19 protein-coding genes and 1 pseudogene are annotated in these 16716 nt (G+C 70.9%); 9 read left to right on the top strand and 11 right to left on the bottom strand.

Translation table 11 applies throughout. The features are described from left to right. The first annotated feature begins 112 nt into the window (after positions 1-112). Together AB0G50_RS18770 and AB0G50_RS18765 are read left to right on the top strand one after the other, a co-directional pair. The gene (locus tag AB0G50_RS18770) at positions 113-439 is read left to right on the top strand and encodes a hypothetical protein (RefSeq protein ID WP_360109771.1); all 327 of its coding nucleotides are present in this window, start codon (positions 113-115) and stop codon (positions 437-439) included. 443 nt (positions 440-882) lie between these two features. Then, positions 883-1218 carry a hypothetical protein gene (locus AB0G50_RS18765; protein ID WP_360109769.1) on the top strand — a complete coding sequence of 112 codons (336 nt, stop codon included), beginning with the start codon at positions 883-885 and terminating at the stop codon, positions 1216-1218. Between the two features lie 52 nt (positions 1219-1270). Here AB0G50_RS18765 and AB0G50_RS18760 read toward each other — a convergent pair whose 3' ends face one another. The 3 genes and pseudogenes from AB0G50_RS18760 to AB0G50_RS18750 form a co-directional block, all read right to left on the bottom strand. Continuing rightward, the gene (locus AB0G50_RS18760; RefSeq protein WP_360109766.1) at positions 1271-2899 is read right to left on the bottom strand and encodes a recombinase family protein; all 1629 of its coding nucleotides are present in this window, start codon (positions 2897-2899) and stop codon (positions 1271-1273) included. Between the two features lie 113 nt (positions 2900-3012). After that, positions 3013-3690 (bottom strand): annotated as a pseudogene (locus AB0G50_RS18755) (AMP-binding protein); the annotation flags it as partial. Positions 3691-3709: 19 nt separating this feature from the next. Beyond that, positions 3710-4855, bottom strand: a complete 1146-nt coding sequence (locus AB0G50_RS18750; protein WP_360109763.1) for a GAF domain-containing protein — start codon at positions 4853-4855, stop codon at positions 3710-3712. Positions 4856-5169: 314 nt separating this feature from the next. Between AB0G50_RS18750 and AB0G50_RS18745 the strand changes: the two genes are divergently transcribed. Beyond that, entirely contained in the window at positions 5170-5703 is a 534-nt protein-coding gene (locus tag AB0G50_RS18745) for a hypothetical protein (protein ID WP_360109760.1), read from the top strand. A 9-nt stretch (positions 5704-5712) separates the two neighbouring features. Here AB0G50_RS18745 and AB0G50_RS18740 read toward each other — a convergent pair whose 3' ends face one another. Further along, positions 5713-6456: an SDR family oxidoreductase gene (locus AB0G50_RS18740; RefSeq protein WP_360109757.1), complete on the bottom strand. Its 744-nt coding sequence runs from the start codon at positions 6454-6456 to the stop codon at positions 5713-5715. 84 nt (positions 6457-6540) lie between these two features. Between AB0G50_RS18740 and AB0G50_RS18735 the strand changes: the two genes are divergently transcribed. Both AB0G50_RS18735 and AB0G50_RS18730 read left to right on the top strand, forming a co-directional pair. Continuing rightward, the gene (locus AB0G50_RS18735; protein ID WP_360109754.1) at positions 6541-7395 is read left to right on the top strand and encodes a pentapeptide repeat-containing protein; all 855 of its coding nucleotides are present in this window, start codon (positions 6541-6543) and stop codon (positions 7393-7395) included. 60 nt (positions 7396-7455) lie between these two features. Beyond that, entirely contained in the window at positions 7456-7677 is a 222-nt protein-coding gene (locus AB0G50_RS18730; RefSeq protein ID WP_360109751.1) for a hypothetical protein, read from the top strand. Positions 7678-7684: 7 nt separating this feature from the next. On the opposite strand, the gene AB0G50_RS18725 is transcribed toward AB0G50_RS18730, so the two are convergent. Together AB0G50_RS18725 and AB0G50_RS18720 are read right to left on the bottom strand one after the other, a co-directional pair. Then, positions 7685-8104, bottom strand: a complete 420-nt coding sequence (locus tag AB0G50_RS18725) for a hypothetical protein (RefSeq protein ID WP_360109748.1) — start codon at positions 8102-8104, stop codon at positions 7685-7687. 10 nt (positions 8105-8114) lie between these two features. After that, a complete protein-coding gene (locus AB0G50_RS18720) occupies positions 8115-8615 on the bottom strand; it encodes a hypothetical protein (RefSeq protein WP_360109745.1) in 501 nt (166 codons plus the stop codon). Between the two features lie 107 nt (positions 8616-8722). On the opposite strand from AB0G50_RS18720, the gene AB0G50_RS18715 reads away from it, so the two are divergent. Both AB0G50_RS18715 and AB0G50_RS18710 read left to right on the top strand, forming a co-directional pair. Continuing rightward, positions 8723-9322 (top strand): DUF4230 domain-containing protein, encoded by a 600-nt coding sequence (locus tag AB0G50_RS18715; protein ID WP_360109742.1) that lies wholly within the window; start codon positions 8723-8725, stop codon positions 9320-9322. Between the two features lie 11 nt (positions 9323-9333). Further along, positions 9334-10239 carry an RluA family pseudouridine synthase gene (locus AB0G50_RS18710; RefSeq protein ID WP_360109739.1) on the top strand — a complete coding sequence of 302 codons (906 nt, stop codon included), beginning with the start codon at positions 9334-9336 and terminating at the stop codon, positions 10237-10239. Here AB0G50_RS18710 and AB0G50_RS18705 read toward each other — a convergent pair. Continuing rightward, the gene (locus tag AB0G50_RS18705; RefSeq protein ID WP_360109736.1) at positions 10236-10814 is read right to left on the bottom strand and encodes a DUF305 domain-containing protein; all 579 of its coding nucleotides are present in this window, start codon (positions 10812-10814) and stop codon (positions 10236-10238) included. The two genes, AB0G50_RS18710 and AB0G50_RS18705, sit on opposite strands and share 4 nt — an antisense overlap. 90 nt (positions 10815-10904) lie before the next feature. Continuing rightward, positions 10905-11678 carry a lytic polysaccharide monooxygenase gene (locus AB0G50_RS18700; RefSeq protein ID WP_360109733.1) on the bottom strand — a complete coding sequence of 258 codons (774 nt, stop codon included), beginning with the start codon at positions 11676-11678 and terminating at the stop codon, positions 10905-10907. A gap of 406 nt (positions 11679-12084) precedes the next feature. Here AB0G50_RS18700 and AB0G50_RS18695 point away from each other — a divergent pair, with 406 nt between their 5' ends. Next, on the top strand, positions 12085-12873 hold the full coding sequence (locus tag AB0G50_RS18695; RefSeq protein ID WP_360109730.1) for an alpha/beta hydrolase: 789 nt from the start codon (positions 12085-12087) through the stop codon (positions 12871-12873). Positions 12874-12949: 76 nt separating this feature from the next. Here the strand turns inward: AB0G50_RS18695 and AB0G50_RS18690 are convergent, their stop codons facing one another. The 3 genes from AB0G50_RS18690 to AB0G50_RS18680 form a co-directional block, all read right to left on the bottom strand. Next, positions 12950-14053, bottom strand: a complete 1104-nt coding sequence (locus AB0G50_RS18690; RefSeq protein ID WP_360109727.1) for a glycoside hydrolase family 19 protein — start codon at positions 14051-14053, stop codon at positions 12950-12952. 240 nt (positions 14054-14293) lie between these two features. Next, positions 14294-15583 (bottom strand): hypothetical protein, encoded by a 1290-nt coding sequence (locus tag AB0G50_RS18685; protein WP_360109724.1) that lies wholly within the window; start codon positions 15581-15583, stop codon positions 14294-14296. Then, on the bottom strand, positions 15577-16041 hold the full coding sequence (locus tag AB0G50_RS18680) for a hypothetical protein (RefSeq protein WP_360109721.1): 465 nt from the start codon (positions 16039-16041) through the stop codon (positions 15577-15579). Before AB0G50_RS18680 ends, AB0G50_RS18685 begins: the two co-directional genes overlap by 7 nt. Positions 16042-16160: 119 nt before the next feature. Between AB0G50_RS18680 and AB0G50_RS18675 the strand changes: the two genes are divergently transcribed. Further along, complete coding sequence (locus AB0G50_RS18675) at positions 16161-16658, top strand: carboxymuconolactone decarboxylase family protein (RefSeq protein WP_360109718.1); 498 nt, start codon at positions 16161-16163, stop codon at positions 16656-16658. Positions 16659-16716: the final 58 nt, after the last annotated feature.

The raw sequence follows: 16716 nt of genomic DNA, 5'->3' as shown, positions 1-16716 counted from the left end.
TGGTGCCACCACATCGCGCGCATCGCGACGATCGAGGTAGAGCCTGCGCAGGACACGTCCGGCAAGCGCGGCGGACTATGAGTATCCCCGCAGGGCTGGCACACTTGCCTTCGTGACCAGCGTTAGCGAAACCGAACGAATTGTGACCGTTTCCACCGCAGCCCCTTACTACGCCGAGTGGGAAAATGGCGTGTGGCGCACCGAACTGCCAGACGGAGCGACGGCCGAGGAGATCCGGACCCGCATTGCGCTATTGGCGGGAGCCGAAGGTCTGATCATCGATCGCGCAGAGGAAGTGGGCGGCGTGTTCACCGCCTGGCTCCGCATGGACTCGACGCGGGCACGCCTCACCGACATTCTCAGCGCCGAGGGCTACGCGGTCGGCACTTGGAAGGTCGACAACGGAACGGTGTCCTTGACGCTCCGCCCGCTCACCTAGTACACCCCACGTGCCGCAACCTCTCAGGGGCGGTCCGGCACGTTTCCTGAAATTCGTGACCCACCTGTAACCCTGCCTGGTCGCCTCACTGGAGGGTGCGGCCAGGCAGGTGCAGGGAGTGCATATCTGCTCAACTTCCCAGGTTCTCTTAAGAGAGGAGAGGAGTAGTTGTATAAAAGAACTGCAAAACACGGCATATCTGCACTTCCTGCACCGCCGGCCACCCTCACGGAAGCCTGAACCGATCGTTACTCACTCGTGACCAACATCCGCAGAGCACCGGTACGCGCCCACGAGTACGTCGGAGCACGCGGCACCGGACGCCAACCGGCCGCGGAACGGCATGAGAAGGCCCAAATCCGTTGCACATCAAGTTCTTCCAGCGTTGTTGGTGTTTTCTACGCGGTTTGACCAGGCAGCATCGGCACCGGGACGCTCAAGGAATGACGCACACGATGCACCTCGACCTCCGCACCCCGGCACTCGCTGAGGTAACGGGCGACGGCGGGCAAGGTCAGTGGCTGCTTGCCGGGGCAGCAGGTCTGGTGAACAACGCGAACGCTTGGCGGGCAGTTGCCGAGAAGGTAGCCAACGAACAGGGGTTCGAGGTGATCGAGTGGCGGGACCGGCCCACGGGCGGGCACTTCGCGCTGATGCGTCGCGCCGACTCATCAGCGGTCGCCGAGGTTCGCGCGGCCCTGGCCTTGATTGGGTACGAAGTCGCCGAGGTCACGGAGGAGAACGCGCAAGGGCTGCGAGTCCGCCTAGTTCGGGCGTAGCCGCCTCGTGGTCCCACCCCGGCCTTAAGTCGGAGTGGGACCACGACGTTGACTAGCTCGCGAAGGCCATTGCGTATTCCTCATGCTCGACCCTCAACGCCTGGTCTTCGGTCTCGCCCACATCGAGCCCTTCCTCCTGGCTCTTGAGAACACTCCCAGGGTCGCCGTACACCTCATCGGCACGAGGGTCGTCCGTACCTTCCAGGTGAAGCTGTTCCGGACCAGCCAACTCAAACGACACCCGTGACCGCCAGTCCAGATGCCCCCGCCGAATGGCGGCACCTACCCGCACGACCGCGCCGACATCTTTGAGCATGGCCCTTCGGACCTCCACGCTTGCCGTCTCCCAGTGGGCCGCAAACGTGATCCCCGTGTGAACCAACCGCCGCCCAGGCGGCCGAGTCGGCTTAGCCGCCAAGTGCGCTCGCCGGCGCTCAAGCTTGGCGTACAACTCACCGAAACGACGGTCGCCGGCTTCACCCTGGAACAGATTCCTTTCGTACCTGTCAGTCTCGAGGCGATCCAGAGAAGCAACCACCTCGGCCAACTCTGCGGAATGATCCTCGCCCGGGTCCTCTTCCACAAACGTGTACTCAAGATGTCCCACAGCGGCAAGGAACTGCTCCTCGACGTACTCTTCGATGTACACCTCAAGGATGCCGTGGTCTGGGCACCCTCGCCGAGAGCACCGATAGGAGCGCTTCTCCTTAGCACCTCCGTAATACATGCTTTCTCCACAGAGCACGTGCTTCACAATACCGAGATAGCCTGACGCGTCCCTTCGCGTCACCCCGCGCTTGAATCCCCCCTTGCCACGACTCTTGATCTCCTTCTGAAGCAAGAACCATGCATCGTCTTCAATCAGCGGCGGCCCGTACCTTAGAGGCTCGCCCAAGTCATCCCGGTGGATCTCACCCTTGACCTTGACGACGTTTCGGAGATTGGTGTTGGTAAGCATCTTCTGAATTGTGGTGGCATGCCAGGTGACAGCGTCGACCCGCTTCTTGCCCTTCTCGGCGGTCCGGGCCGGAGGAAGGACCCCCTCTTCCTCGCGGCGAAGGGCAATCGTCTCGTACGAGTCCCCCGCCAGATATTCAGCGCAGCATTTCAGTACCACGACCGAAGTTTCAGGGTCGGGAACCAGCTTGTAACCCTTGCCACTGCCGTGGGGAGCCTTGGCGTATCCGTAGGCAGGTTTCGCGGCGGGCCAGCGAGCAACCTTGGCCATGTAAGCACGGGCGTCACGGATTCGCTCGGCAATGTTGTTGGCTTCCATCTCAGCGATCGACCCGATGAACAGCGCAATCCCACGCCCGATCGGACTGGACAGATCCAGGCGGGGACTGTTGCAAATGATGTTCACGCCGTGTTCGAGCGCCCACCCGATGAGCCACGCGGTTTCCAGAACATTGCGGCACACCCGATCCAGCTTCCAGAAGATCAGGTGATCCAACTTCAGGGGATTCTCAAGCCAGTACTTCAGGTCAGGGCGGTCCCAAACCGGAACCCGGGTTGCCGACACGTCCAGTTCTTCAGTGAAGATCAGCTCATCGACTTTGATGAGGTCCGCTTCACCCTGGATGATCTCGCGCTGACGTTCGGGCGACGAAGTGTTTTGAGTAAGAAATGAAAGGCGGATTGCCCCGACCGCAATTCCACCCGTCTCCCGAGGCTCGCGCACCTTTACAGGATAACCGCTTTTCGGGGCAAATGCAGGCGTTTTGGTTTTCGCATTTACCGAGTTCTTGAGGGTGTTCTCCGTGCGCCCCATGACCGGTCTACCAACTTTCGCTGGTAGAACGGCACCGGCACGCAGATCCGGTCCCGCTCGGTGTAGCCGAGCAGCTCGCCGACGAAGAAGCCGTTGTTCAGGATGTTGTGGTGCGACAGGGTCGCGCCCTTGGGGAAACCCGTGGTGCCCGACGTGTACTGGATGTTGATCGGGTCGTCGGCGGACAGCTCGGGCCAGTCGCCGGTCGGCTCCGCGGCCAGCAGGTCCGTCCACTCCGGACCGTCCAGCAGCACGACCTGGCTCAGCGAAGGGCAGTTCGGCCGCACCCGCTCGATCATGCCCGCGTAGTCGGAGGTCTTGAACTCGCGCGCCGCGATCAGCGTCCGCGCGCCGGACTGGTTGAGCACGTACTCCAGCTCGTGCACCCGGTACGCCGGGTTGACGTTGACCAGGATCGCGCCGATCCGCGCGGTCGCGTACTGGACGACGACCCACTCCGCGCGGTTCGGCGCCCAGATGCCGACCCGGTCGCCGACCCGGACACCCGAGTCCCACAACCCCTGCGCCACGGCGTCGACCTCGGCGGCCAGCGCGCGGTAGGTCCAGCGGCGGCCGGTGGCGCACTCGACCAGCGCCTCCCGGTCGCCGTGCGCGGCCACCGCGCGGTCCAGGTCGGCGATCACGGTGTCGCCGAGCAGCGGTGCGTCCGACGGGCCCGAGGAGTAGCTCAGCTGCGCCATCAGCGGAACCTACCCCCGCTCAGGCGTCCCCTGCCCCCTCCACCTGGAGAGGCAGTTCGCACCGCAGCACCGCGCCGCCGTCCTCCGCGCCGATCAACGACAACCCGCCGCCGCACCGCTCGACCTGCCGGCGCAGCGCGGGCAACCCGGCGCCCGTGCCGCCGTCCTCGCCGACGACGCCGACGCCGTCGTCCAGCACCGCCACCGTGATCCGCTCGGCGACGGCGAGCGTCACCACGACCGACCGGGCGCGGGCGTGCTTCTCGACGTTCAGCAGACCCTCGTCCACGACCTTCAGCACGAGCGCGGCCCGCGCGGGGTCCAGCCGCGGTGGCGCGCCGACCGGCACGAAGTCCGCCGCGACTCCTGTTCGCACCGTGAACGCCCGCACCGATTCGGCGAGGTCGGCGGTCAGCCGCACCGTCGCCCGCTCCGACCCGACCCGCAACCGGGAGATCGACTCCCGCAGCGCGACGCCGGCGTCACCGAGCTGCCGCTCGATGCGCTCCAACTCGTCGTCCACCCCCGGTTCGAGCCCGGCCCGGGACCGCAGCCTGCGCACCGACGAGCCGACGCCGAACAGCATCGCGCCGACCGTGTCGTGCAACGACTCGGCCAGCCGCCGCCGCTCCCGCGCCACCGCGGTGTCCGCGAGCGTGGTCGCGCCGTCGGCGACGTCCACCGCGAGCGCGGCGAGCCCGGCCAACCCGCGCAACCCGTCGACCGCGTCGTCACCGACCACGGCCTGCCCGCGCAACGCGCCGTACAGCACGCCCTTCACGCCGTCGGTCGAGATCGGCACCGCCGCCATCCCGCCCAACCCCTCGGTGCGCACGTGGGCGTCGAAGTCGTGGGTGATGCGGTCGGACCGGTAGTAGTCGCGGACCACGACCGGACTCGCGGACGCGGCCACCCGCCCGCCGACACCGAGCCCGAGCGGCACGGGGAGGTCGTGCAACCGCCCGTGCCGGGTGCCGGACCACAACCGCAGCACCAGGTCCGGCCCCTCGACCAGCCCGAGCAGGCTCACGTCGAACCCGTGCTCGACCCGAACCCGCCGCGCGACCGACCCGAGCACGGCCCGCGTGTCGAGCAGCGCGACCCGCTCGTCCCGCGCCACCTCCAGCGCCCGCAACGCCGCGAGCAGCTCGAACACCTCGTCCACCCGGCCCACCGTACGCGCGGCGGACCACGCCGGCCGCCCCACCGAACCCCGCGCCGAACCACCAGCCGGCCGCCGCAGCCCACCCGCGACCGCGCGAACCCACCGGCGCCCAGCACGACCGAACGGGCTTTCCACCATCCCGGCGAGCCACCACCCGAAACCCCGCCACACCACCAGACCCCGCGCCGGGCCTCCCCCGACACCGGCACGCGACCACGCGAAACACCCCCGCACCCCACCGAACCCGCACCCCGACACCGCGAACGACCACGCCGCCCACCCCGCCACCGCCCCGCATGGGGCAGAGTGGAGGCATGGACGCACGCTCGCTGGTCGCCTTCGCCCGCTCGACCGTGGACACCGCCCTCTCCGTGCCCGGACGCGTGCTGGGCCTGCTGGAGGCGGCCGAGTCCGTGGTGCACCGCGCCGACGAGCTGGTCACCCGCACCGAGCGCGTGCTGGACGAGACCGAGATGATCGTCGGCCGGGCCCGCGTCGTCACGGCCACCGCCGAGACGATCACCGCCGACGCCGGCGAGGCCGCCAGGGTGTCCCGCGAGCTGGTCGACGGCTACGCCCCGCTGGCCCGCCAGGCCCAACCGCTCGCGAAGCGCTTCGTGGACGAGCTGTCCCCGCACGAGGTCGACGCCGCGATCAAGCTGGTGGACCAGCTCCCGCTGCTCACCAAGCACCTCATCGAGGACGTGCTGCCCATCCTGTCCACTTTGGACCGGGTCGGCCCGGACATCCACCAGCTGCTGGAGGTCACGAACGACGTCCGGCAGGCGATCCTCGGCATCCCCGGCTTCACGTTCCTGCGCAAGCGCGGCGAGGACAAGGAGGACTGACCCGCGCGCTCAGAACGCCTTCTTCAGCACGCCCAGCGGCACGTGCCGGATCACCGGCACGAGCAGCCGCCACGGCCACCCCGGCACGCAGGCGCTCGCCACCTCCCGCTCGATCGCCCGCACCATCGACCGCACACCCCGCTCCGTCGAGGCCAGCAGGGGCGCGCGCTCCTCCGGGTTCATCTCCGAGTGGATGTACCCGGGCAGGATCGCGCTGACCGCGATCGGCGTGCGCAGCGTGTCCGCGCGCAGCCCCTCGGCCAACGCCGACACCGCCGCCTTCGCCGCCGCGTACGCCGCCACCGAACCGGGCATGCCGCGCACCGCGCTCACCGACGAGATCAGCACCAGGTGCCCGTGCCCCTGCCGGTAGAACACCTCCATCGCGGCCTCGGCCTGGGCGAGCGCGCCGACGAAGTTCGTCTCGACCGCGCGCCGGTTGGCGGCGAACCCGCCGGTCCCGATCGGCCGCCCCTTGCCGACACCCGCGTTGACCACGACCCGGTCCAGCCCGCCGAACTCCTCGGCGAACGCGCCGAACACCGCGAACACCGCGTCGTGGTCGGTCACGTCCAGCGCCCGCACCGACACCCGGATCCCGGGGTGGGCCGCCGTCAACTCGGCCCGCAGCGCCTCCAGCCGGTCCACCCGCCGGGCGCACAGCGCGAGGTCCCGGCCCAGCGCCGCGAACCGCCGGGCCATCCCCGCGCCCAACCCGGACGACGCCCCGCTGATCAGGATCACCTTGCGCACCCGCCGACCCTACCAACCGACGTTTCGTCCACAAAGGACTGTTCCGCTCGCGGACCGGGCCCGGTGCGGCCAGGATCCGGCGGCATGTACCGCCGCATGAGACCGCGACCGCGCCGGCGCGAGCGCGACCTGTCCCAGCTGCCGACGTTGCTGACCGCGCTGACCGCCGTGGGAGCGCTGGTGTTCACCGGCATCTCGGTGCGCGCCACCCAGCGGCAGCTCGACATCGCCGAGACCGCGCAGGTCACCGACCGGTTCACCAAGGCCGTCGACCACCTCGGCGACACGCGGGTGGACGTCCGGCTCGGCGCGGTGCTGGCCCTGGAGCGCATCGCGCGCGACTCGACCGCCGACCGCCAGTCGGTCGGGTCGCTGCTGGCCGCGTTCGTCCGCCGGTCCCGGCCGCTGCGCGCGGACTGCCGCGACACGTTCGGCCCCGACCACTCCGACCTCGCCGCCGCCCTGCGCGTCCTCGCCCGCGGCCTGCTCACCGCGCCCGACCTGAGCCTGACCTGCCTGTCCGGCGTCGACCTGTCGCACGCCACGCTGACCTGCGCCGCGCTCGGCGGCTCCTACCTCCAGGGCACGACGAGGCTCGCGCACGCCGACCTGAGCCGGGCCGACCTGAGCGGCGCGCGGCTGGACGGGGTGGACCCGGACGACCCGGCCCCCGTCGCGGCCAACCTCACCGGCGCGCGGCTGGTGGGCGCGGTCCTCACGTTCGCCGACCTCGGCCACGCGCACCTGCGGGACGCGGACCTGACCGGCGCCGACCTCACGGGCGCGGACCTGCGCGAGGTCGACCTGACCGGCGCGGTGCTGACCGGCGCGCGGGTGCACGAGGCCGTGTTCAGCGACGAGCGGGTGCGCCAGGACGTGCTGGCGCGCGGCGCGGTGGACGACACGGACGGCGCACCACCCCCCGACTGCGGTGGTTGACGCCACCCGGTCGGGTGGAATCGACCCACTCCGGGCAGAGCCGTCACTAGCTTGGCCGGCATGGACGACCCGATCGACTGGCCACCGAACTCCGCGGTCCCCACCACCGGGTACTACCTGGCGATCGGCACGGCGGGCAGGTACTACGACGTCACGCTCGGCGGCCGCACCCTCCAGGCGGGCCAACCGTTCCCGTGCTGGCCCGTCGCGCCCCGGTGCGAGATCCGCTGGTCCGAGCATCGCGACACCCCCGAACCGACCCCCCGCGACCCCGCGGGCTGAGCCCGCGTCAGGGGTTCAGCTCGTGCCCCGGCTCACCGGGAGTGGTGTTGCGCTCCTTCAACTCCGCCTCGGCGACGTGCCGCACCCCGCCCACCAGGTCCCGCGTCGCCCGCTCCAGGGTCCGGAACACCTCGTGGTAGCCGTCGTCGTACTCCTCCACGATCTGGAACGTCCACCGACCGGGCAGCACGTTGCGCCCGATCAGCTCCCGGTCGAGCCGATCGGCCAACGCGGCGTGCCCGGCGGCGCGCAGCAACTCCACGGCGTGCCCGGCCTTCTCGTCCGCGCTGCCCGACAGCTGGTGGAAGTCGTACAGCGCCCCGCGCGCCCGCTCCGCGGTCTCGAACGCCTCCGTCACCGCGCCGACGGCCTCGACCGTTGCGTCCGACACGCCCTCCGGGCGCCTGCCCTCGGTTCTCCTGGTCACGCCACGCGGGTTACCCCTGCTCCGTCCGGCCCAATCCCGCGACCACCGCGGCCAGGTCGGCGTCGGTCACCCCCACCGCCGGGTCCACGTCCACCAGCACCGTCGGCTCCCGGCGGCGGGCCACGAACCGGTCCCGCGCGGCGGGGAACAGGCCGAAGTCGTCGTCCAGCCACGCCAGCGGCCTCCCGGCCGCGAACCGGCCGACCGCCGGGAACTTCCAGTCCGAGCGCCCCTCCCACGCCCGCAGACCCACCACCCGCAGCGGCGGCAGCCCCAGCGCCGGCCCGACGAACCGGTTCGCGTCCTCCTCCCACGTCGTGCACCACGCCAACTCCGCGCCGACCTCGGCCGCCACCCGCAGCAGGCGCGGGCCGTGCGACGGGTCGAGCCACGCGCCGCGCCGGCGGCGCCACGACACCCGCCACCGGTGCTCGACGAACGCCGCCGGACGACCGGAGGCGCCCCACACGTTCAGCGGCCCGTCCACGTCCACCAGCAGCAGCGGTCCCATGCCGACATTCTCACCCCCGCGCCCGATCGGCCCAACGACCACCGCCGGGCGGCCCAACCGCGGCCGGAACCGGTTGTCCGGCAACGGGAGCGGGTACCCGCGCGACCATGAGGTGGCGCATCTTCGCGGTGATCGCGGCCGGGCTCCTGCTCGCGGCCGGGCTGGTGGCCGTCGTCGTGCCGCGGTTCGGCACCGACGAGGTCGACCGCAGCCAACCCCCGATCCTCCAGGCCGTCCGCGACCTGAGCCAGTACCACGCGGCGGCGGGAGAGTTCCAGGTCGTGCTCGACATCGAGAACGACGTCCGCTACGTGCCCGCCGCGCTGGCCGGCAAGCGCACCCTGTTCGTCGCGGCGGGCAGCGTCAACGCCTACGTCGACTTCGGCGGGCTCAAGGACGAGGCGCTCAAAGTCGACCAGGAGAAGAAGACGGTCGCGCTCGCCCTGCCCGGCGCGCGGCTGGACAAGCCGAACCTGCACCAGGAGAAGTGCTACGTCTTCGCCCAGGAGCGCGGGTTGTGGGACCGGCTGACCTCGCTGGTGGAAACCCAGGACCAGCAACCGTTCTACGTCGCGGCCGAGCAGAAGATCGGTGACGCGGCGAAGGAGTCGGGCATCCTGGCCAAGGCCGACGACAACACCCGGTCGATGCTGACCGGCCTGCTCGGCGCGCTGGGGTACGCGGTGACCTTCACCGACGGCGACTAGGCTGCGCGCCGATGAGGCGCAAACAACGGCCCGCGCTGCTGGCCCAGCGGCACGGCCTCGACCCGGCCAGGCTGCGACTGCCCGACGAGGGCCCGTGGTCGACCGTCCGCGACCACCTGGTGGAGCGGCTGCCCCGGGTCGCGCCGGAGCGGATCGACGCGCTGTTCGCGCAGGGCGCGATCCACGACCTCGACGGCCCGATCGCGCCGGACGCGCCGTTCGCGCCCGGCACCTCGGTGTGGTTCCACCGCGACCTGCCCGACGAGACCCCGGTCCCGTTCGCCATCACGGTGGTGCACCGCGACGAGCGGATCCTGGTGGTGGACAAACCGCACTTCCTGGCCACGATCCCGCGCGGCAGCCACGTCGTGGAGACGGCGCTCGTGCGGCTGCGCACCGACCTCGGCCTGCCGCACCTGAGCCCGGCGCACCGGCTGGACCGGGTCACGGCCGGCCTGGTGCTGTTCGTGGTCGACCCGGCGTTGCGCGGCAAGTACCAGACCATGTTCAAGGACCGCGTGGTGCACAAGGAGTACGAGGCGATCGCCCGCTACGACCCGGCGCTGGACCTGCCGACGACCATCCGCAGTCGGATCGTGAAGACCAAGGGGATCATCACCGCGCAGGAGGTCGACGGCGAGCCGAACGCCGAGACGCGCGTGGAACTGGTGGAGCACAACGGGGTCTGGGGCCGGTACCGGCTGCTGCCGACGACCGGGCGCACCCACCAGCTCCGGCTGCACCTGAGCTCGGCGGGCATCCCGATCCGCAACGACGACTTCTACCCGGTGCTGACCGGTAAGCCGCTGGACGACTTCACGAACCCGTTGGCGCTCTTGGCGAAGGTGCTCGCCTTCACCGACCCGGTGACCGGCGAGCACCGCCGCTTCCACAGCACGTCGAGCCTGGAGCTCTAGCCCAGGTAGCCGAGGATCTGGGAGATCTGCGCGGTCCGCGACTCGAACACGCGGTCCGCCAACGCCTTCGTCTGGGGGTTCACGCCGCCCTCGCGCTCCATCTTCGCCATCTCGACGGAGTTGTGCTGATGCGCGAGCAGCAGGTTCAGGTAGGCCTTCTCGAAGTCGGCGGGACCCAGCGCGGCGACCTCGGCGATGTCCTCCGGGCGCGTCGAGTGGTCGCCGCCGTGGCCCGCGTGCACCTGGGCGTCGGCGCCGGCGTTCTCGGGCTGCTTCCAGTCCTTGAGCCACTTCGTCATGCTGTCCACTTCGGACAGCTGGGTGACCTCGATGGCCGAGGCCAGGGTCTTGACCTCGGTGCGGACCTGGCGGTCCTTGGCCAACCCGGCGATCTCCGCGCCCTGCTTGGTGTGCGGGATGGCCATCTGGAGGAACATCACGTCGGTCGGGTTGAACTCGTTCGTCTCGGCCACCGTCGACGGCGGCGCCCCGGTGGGGGTGATCAGCCCGTCGGATGCTTCGGAGCAGCCGGCGAGCAGCAACAGCCCGGCGACCAGGGCCACGAGTCGGTGCACGGTCGTCCTCCTTGGTGGACAACGGGAAGACCCGTCCGCGCCGGGTCAGGAGCGCGGCGTGGACGGGTCGTCACCGGTGCGACGGGCTGGTCAGAGCCGCTGCCAGAGGGACGGCGTGCTCGGCGGCTCCCAGCCGGCGAGCGCGGTGTGGCCCTGGAGGCACTTGTAGGACACGCCGCCGTAGGTCACCGAGGCGCCGGTGGAGTACGCCGTGCCGGCCGTCCACGAGGTGCCCGCCGGAGGCGTGGTCGTCGTGGTGGTGGTCGGCGTGGTCGGCCGCGTGGTGGTGGTCGGCGGCGTCGTGGTCGTCGTCGTGGTGGTGGTCGTGGTGCTGGTGGGCGGGTTGCCGCCACCGTTCTGCACGTCGACGCACGAGTAGAACGCGTTGGGGGTGTCCGCGATGTTCCACACGGCCAGGACCTTCTGGCGGCCCGTGCGGCCACCCAGGTTCACGCTGTGCGTCACGGTCGAGCCCGGCTGCTTGCCGCCGTCGTTGATCTCGGCGATCTTGGTGCCGCCGATGAAGTACTGCCACGTGGTGGTGGCGTGCCGGGCGGTCAGCGTCCAGGTGAACGTGACGGTGCCGCCGACCGAGGTGGCGGGCCAGTTCTTGCTGTCGTCGTTCAGTTCGGCGAACTGGCCGAGGCCGCCGTTGCAGCTGGTCAGACCCTTGGGCCCTTCGACGCTCTGGGGCTCGTACTTGATGTTGCCGCAGGGGACCGTGCCCTGCGCGCAGAAGGCCTGCCGGCTGGGCGGCGACGAGATGTAGCCGTGAGCGCTGGCCGAACCGGCGCCCACCACGACGAGGAACGGAGCAACACCCACGCCGGCGACGACCGCCGCGAGTTTCCGTTTGAAGTCCATAGGTTCTGTCCAGCTCCTTCGGAGGGAACCGTGGTTCCCTTGCAGGGGTAGGTCCGCGGCGGCCGGATCTCTCGCAACCGGTCGGAGTCCCGGGGAAGGGTCGGGACAACCGGTTATGTGGTCTAGACCATAAACGGCAACGTCAACCGGGTCAAGAATTTGAACCGGGCGGCCCACCCCGGCGTACCCCTGACTGTGAACGGAAACCCCGCCACCAAGCCCGTGACCACCGGGAAGACGATCAGCAGGCCGCGTCGGCCGCGCGCCCCGGGGCCAGGTTATCGGCGAACAGCCCAGCGCGGTAGACCTTGTGGTGGTGGACGAAAACGGCACCGCGCTGGACTTTTCAGCGCAATCGCACTCGCCCGAAAGGTCTACCCGACCGGAAATCGGCACACTGGCGCACGTGGACGAGTGCGAAGTGATCGCCGACGACGGAACGCGGATCTGGGCAACCGCGGTGGGAACCGGCAAACCGGTGCTGCTGTGCCACGGCGGGCCCGGCCTCTGGGACATGTTCGACGGGTTGCCGGACGCCCTCGCGCGACGGCACCGGCTGATCCGCTGGGACCAGCGCGGCGGCGGGCGCTCCGACCGCGTCGGGCCCTACACGATGGCGCGCACGATCGCCGACCTGGACGCCGTGCGCCGGCACTTCGGTGCGGCCACAACGGCTCTGCTGGGCCATTCCTGGGGCGCGACGGTCGCGCTGCACTACGCGCTCGCCCACCCGGACCGCGTCGACGCGCTGGTGTACGTGGCGGGCACGGGCCTGGGCGACGGCTGGCGCGAGGAGTTCCACCGCAACCTCGCCGAGCGCCACACCGGCGGGTTCGACGGCACCCGGGAATCGGCGATCTCCCTGTGGTCGGCGGACTTCGCGGACCGGGAGAGGGCGCGCGAGTCGGCCGAGGCCATGGCCACGCCGTGGTTCGAGGTCGGCCGGGAGGCGGGCGCCGCGCTGAACGCCGAGTCGCGCGCGTGGTCCGAGGCCGACCTGGTGGCGCGGTGCCGGGAACTCCGGGTGCCGACGCTGATCGTGGACGGCGCGGACGACGTGCGGCCGCGGTGGGCGGTGGACTCGCTCGCCGCCGCGCTCCCGGTGGTGGACCGGGTGGTGCTGCCCGCCGGGCACCTCCCGTGGGTCGAGCAGCCCGCGGCGTTCAGCCGGGCCGTGCTCGCCCACCTGGCCTGAAACGACCGCGCGGCAACGAAAACGGGGACGGGACCCGTCGCGGCCGACGAGCCCCGTCCCCTCCCCTTGCCCGACGTCAGCAGGACAGGTTGTTCCCGGCGGCGACGCCGAGGATGCCCACGAACTTCGTGTAGGCGTTGACCCGGCTCTGGACCTGCGCCGGGTTGCGGCCGTCGCACTCCAGGGAACCGTTGATGCTGCGGATCGTCTGGCCGAAACCGGCGCCGTTGACCATCGCGTTGTGCGGGGTCATGGTGCCGGGCCCGTTCTGCGTCATCCAGTACCAGATGCCGGTGCGCCACGCGACGGACGCGTCGGTCTGCACCAGGTTCGGGTTGGTGAGCAGCGGCAGGCCGAGCGCGTCACCCGCGGCCTTGTAGTTGAAGTTCCAGCTGAGCTGGATCGGACCGCGGCCGTAGTACGCCGCCTGACCCGCCGGGCAGCCGTAGGACTGGCTGGCGTCGCAGTAGTGCGGGTAGTTGGCCGTGTTCTGCTCCACCACGTAGACCAGACCGCCGGTCTCGTGGTTGACGTTGGCCAGGAACGCCGCCGCCTCCTGCTTGCGGACCGTGTCGCTGCCGGTGCCCGCGAAAGCCGGGTACGCGTTCAGCGCGGCGACCAGGCCGCTGTAGGTGTAGAAGGAGTTCCGGCTCGGGAACATCTGGTTGAACTGCGCCTCGGTGACCACGAACCCGCCCGGGTTGGGCGTGGTCGTCGTGGTCGTGGTGGGGCTGGTGGACGTGGTGCCGCCCGTGCAGGTGTACGGGTCCCAGTACCAGGTGCTCACCGTGGGGTCGTAGCCCGGGTTGTCGTGCTCGGCGATGTAGTACTTGCCGTCGGTGTACTTCACGACGCTGCCGGTGGTGTAGGTCTGCCCCTGCACCCAGTTCGGGTAGTTGCAGGTGCCCGTCGGCGTGGTCGTCGTGGTGGTGGTCGGGTTCGAGGTCGTGGTGCCGCCACCGCACGTGCCCTGGTCCGCCCAGACCTGCGCGGAACCCGGGGTCTCGTTCTGGGTCCACCACTTCGCGGACCAGTTGTGACCGTTGTACGACGCGGTCTGACCACCGGTGTAGACGCTGGCAGCGCTCCAGGCGGTGGCGCAGTTGGCGGCCGAGGCTGAGGTGCTGACCACCGCGACCGTCAGTGCCGCCCCGACCACGATGGTGGCGAGAGCCGCCACTACGCGGAACTTCGACACAGTTCTCTCTTCTTCCGTTCGAGCGCCCTCGGACGTGACTCGGGCCACTCAACCGGATTGGTCTACACCAGTCAAGTGGCAACCGGTCCTTTTCCGGTGGCGCGTGGGAGCGCTCACACGGTGGCCGGAACCGCTTCCGGCACAGCGCCTTCCCGGTAGTACGGCCGGGATCGCGCCCCGGTTCATGATCCACAAAGGAATTTTCCCCGGTCACCCGGACTGTCACGCCCCGCCGGTGAACGCCTCCGCCAACCGGTCCGCGCGCGCGGCCAGCGCCACCAGCTCGGCCGCCCGCGGCGAGGTGGTCGACGGCGGACCGGCCGCCAACCGGGTCGCCAGCTCGCGGTGCACCGCCGACTCCGCCGCGCGCGCCGCCCGGTCCACCCACGCGGTGAGCCCCGAGCGGTTGCGCCGACCCCGGTGCGCCCACCAGCCCGCGCCCGCGCCGTGCACCGCCACCGACGCGGCGAACCCCGTGCCGGTGAACGGACCGACCGCGGCGGACGGCCCGACCACGGACTCCAGGTGCGTCAACACGGCCACCCCGGCCGCCACCAGCTCGGCCATCGCGCGCGGCGCGAGCGTGGGCAACGCGGCCGCCGGTCCCCGCACCGCCTCCGACTGGTACAGCGCGCGCACGTCCTCCACCCGCGACCGGAACACCTCCACCCGCGCCGGGTCCACCACCCCGCGCCGCCCGGCCAACTCCCGCGCCGCCCACCCGACCGCCCGCGCCCGCGCCGCCGCCCGCACCAGCGCCGCGCCCACCGGCGCGCGGGCCACCAGCGCCCGCGCCAACGCCCCCAACCCGGACAGCTCGTGCAACCGCGCCGCGAACGGGCTGTCCGCCAACTCACCCGCCCGGTCCGCGAACGGCGCGGTCACCGGGTGCACCGGCACCCCGCGCAACACCGCCTCCACCCGTTCCGCGGTCTCCAGCACGACCTGCGCCCGGTGCGGCACGAGATCGCACTTCGTCACCGCCACCACGCACGCCGGCGTCCGCGCCACCACCGCCGCGAGCAACGCCGAGTCCCCCCGCGACCACGCCCGGTCCGCGTCCCGCACGAACACCACCGCGTCGAACCGCACCGCGTCCACACACCCGATCCCCGGCGTGTCCACCAGCACGACCGACCGCAACAACGGCGCACCCACCCGAACCCGCACCCCGACCACGGGCTCCACCACCGTCCCCAACGCGTACCGCTCGACCTCACCGAGCGCCACCACCCGGTCCGCGGCACCGGCGAGCACCGCCCGAGCCCCGTCGACCCGCGCGTGCCCGAACTCGACCGGGCACACCGACCCCACCGGACTCACCGTCGGCCGCCCGACCAACGAGTTGACCAACGTCGACTTCCCCGCGCCCACCCCACCCACGACGGCCACCCGGGGCAGCGCGCCGGCACCCCCGTCGTCCAACAACCGCACCAACTCCGCCCGCCGCGCCAGCACCGCCTCGGCCCGCACCAACGCCCGCAACGCGCACAACTCGTCGTGCGCTACCACCGCCGACGCGGCACCTCGGCCGCGATCGCGCCCAGCAGCACGGCGCACACCAGCAGACCGAAGGCGGCGCCGAAGGGTGGTTCGGGTGCGGGCACCGAGACCGCGACCCACCAGCCGTCCGTGCTCGCGTCGGACGCCACCACCCCGCCCGAGGACACCAGCAGCACCGCGGCCGCCTGGTCCACGTCACCGGAGAGCACCGCCACCTGCTGGGTACCGGCCCGCGTCGCGCCCGGACCCGGCACCAGCACCACGGCCCGCGCACCCTCGGGCAGCCGCGGCGCGACGTCGTCCGCGATCGCGCCACCGGACCCCCGTGCCGCGGCCAACGCGCGGGTCGCGGTGAGCCGTGCGTCGACCGGCGCGGGCACCAGCACGGTCGCCAGCGCGGAGAACGTGCCCAGCGCGCTCACCGCCAGGATCCCGATCGTGATCAGCCGTGCTCGGACTGGCGACACGCGTACTCCGTTCGTTCGGCCCCCGGCAACCTTGATAGCGCCAAGTCGACGTGCTGTCCGGGTGAATCAGCGGAGCGCGGCTATGGATTAACCCTTCGCAGTCACGAAGAATCACCCGCATGCCGCACATCTCGCTGGGTTCGCCGCAGCCCGGTATTTCCGGACTCATGGACTACCGCCCCGAAACCGGTGGTCAGATCAAGGAGTTGGCCGAGGAGTTGCTCCGCGGCCAGAGCACGCTGTCCCGGGGCGAGCGCGAACTGATCGCAGCGCACGTGTCGAAGTTGAACGAATGCGCCTTCTGCTCGGCGTCGCACAGCGCGCTCGCCGAGGCCCAGCTCCCCGAGGACCACCAGGAGTCCCCCAAGCTCTCCGCGCTGCTCGCCATCGCCGCCGCCACGGTCGGCTCCGGCAAGAACGTCACCGCCGAACTCGTCGCCGCCGCCCGCGAACACGGCGCCGACGACCGCGAGATCCACGACACGGTCCTCATCGGCGCGTTCTTCGCGATGATGAACCGCTACGTCGACGGCCTGGCCACCTGGGCGCCCGACAACCCCGAGGACTACCGGATGATGGCCAAGCACATCGTCGCGAACGGCTACCTCGACGCGTGACCTGAACCAGGGCCGCGTCGACCCCGGCGCGGCCCACACCCCGGCGCCGCCCGACGCG

Origin of the sequence: Actinosynnema sp. NPDC020468, assembly GCF_040642015.1 — a bacterium.
In the GTDB taxonomy this organism is placed as follows: Bacteria; Actinomycetota; Actinomycetes; order Mycobacteriales; family Pseudonocardiaceae; genus Actinosynnema.
Note: the sequence above shows the minus strand (reverse complement) of the source record. Positions and strands in the feature narration are given on the sequence as shown.